Consider the following 1,043-nt stretch of genomic DNA (forward strand, 5'->3'; position numbering starts at 1 on the left):
AGGGGGTCGGCGGTTCGATCCCGTCATCCTCCACCATATGCCGGCCTAGCTCAATTGGTAGAGCAACTGACTTGTAATCAGTAGGTTGGGGGTTCAAGTCCTCTGGCCGGCATCGTTTCTTCTTAATTTATTTAAGAGCCATTAGCTCAGTTGGTAGAGCATCTGACTTTTAATCAGAGGGTCGAAGGTTCGAGTCCTTCATGGCTCACCATTTTCAATATGCGGGTGTGGCGGAATTGGCAGACGCGCTAGACTTAGGATCTAGTGTCTTATGACGTGGGGGTTCGACTCCCTTCACCCGCATTAATAATCTTGCGGAAGTAGTTCAGTGGTAGAACACCACCTTGCCAAGGTGGGGGTCGCGAGTTCGAATCTCGTCTTCCGCTCTTTAATAAAATATGCTTTTTATAAGTCCTGCCGGGGTGGTGGAATTGGCAGACACACAGGACTTAAAATCCTGCGGTAGGTGACTACCGTGCCGGTTCAAGTCCGGCCCTCGGCACCAATTAAATATGCGCCCTTAGCTCAGCTGGATAGAGTGTTTGACTACGAATCAAAAGGTCGGGAGTTCGAATCTCTCAGGGCGCGCCATATATTATTTTTAAAACAGATCGTTAGATCTTTAACGGGAAGTGGCTCAGCTTGGTAGAGCACCTGGTTTGGGACCAGGGGGTCGCAGGTTCAAATCCTGTCTTCCCGACCATTATTATTGGGGCCTTAGCTCAGCTGGGAGAGCGCCTGCCTTGCACGCAGGAGGTCAGCGGTTCGATCCCGCTAGGCTCCACCAAAAAAACTTTCTTGACAAGCCAATATTGGTTTGATAAGATATGAAATGTTGTCAAATTACGACATGTTAGTTCTTTGAAAACTGAACAAAAGCCAAGCGAAATAGAGATACATGATATCTCGTCAATTTTTCTCATCGTTTTAATAAAAACGATGAAGTATCGTTAGCGATACATTTTGAGCTAATCAGCTTGCCATTTTTATGGAGAGTTTGATCCTGGCTCAGGACGAACGCTGGCGGCGTGCCTAATACATGC

General features: G+C 47.4%; 8 tRNA genes and 1 rRNA gene. All 9 read left to right on the forward strand.

Going from position 1 to position 1,043, the window contains the following annotated elements:
* Positions 1-39 precede the first annotated feature (39 nt).
* Positions 40-112, forward strand: a tRNA-Thr gene (locus tag AC1FXP_RS23470).
* Positions 113-135: 23 nt separating this feature from the next.
* Positions 136-211: transfer RNA gene (locus tag AC1FXP_RS23475), tRNA-Lys, on the forward strand.
* A 10-nt stretch (positions 212-221) separates the two neighbouring features.
* A tRNA-Leu gene (locus tag AC1FXP_RS23480) sits at positions 222-303 on the forward strand.
* An 11-nt stretch (positions 304-314) separates the two neighbouring features.
* Positions 315-386, forward strand: a tRNA-Gly gene (locus AC1FXP_RS23485).
* A 30-nt stretch (positions 387-416) separates the two neighbouring features.
* Positions 417-505, forward strand: a tRNA-Leu gene (locus AC1FXP_RS23490).
* Positions 506-514: 9 nt separating this feature from the next.
* Positions 515-591: transfer RNA gene (locus AC1FXP_RS23495), tRNA-Arg, on the forward strand.
* A gap of 35 nt (positions 592-626) precedes the next feature.
* A tRNA-Pro gene (locus AC1FXP_RS23500) sits at positions 627-703 on the forward strand.
* 8 nt (positions 704-711) lie between these two features.
* Positions 712-787, forward strand: a tRNA-Ala gene (locus AC1FXP_RS23505).
* Between the two features lie 198 nt (positions 788-985).
* Positions 986-1,043: ribosomal RNA gene (locus AC1FXP_RS23510) — 16S ribosomal RNA — on the forward strand; the annotation flags it as partial.

The organism is Halalkalibacter sp. HAAS-P013 (assembly GCF_056619925.1).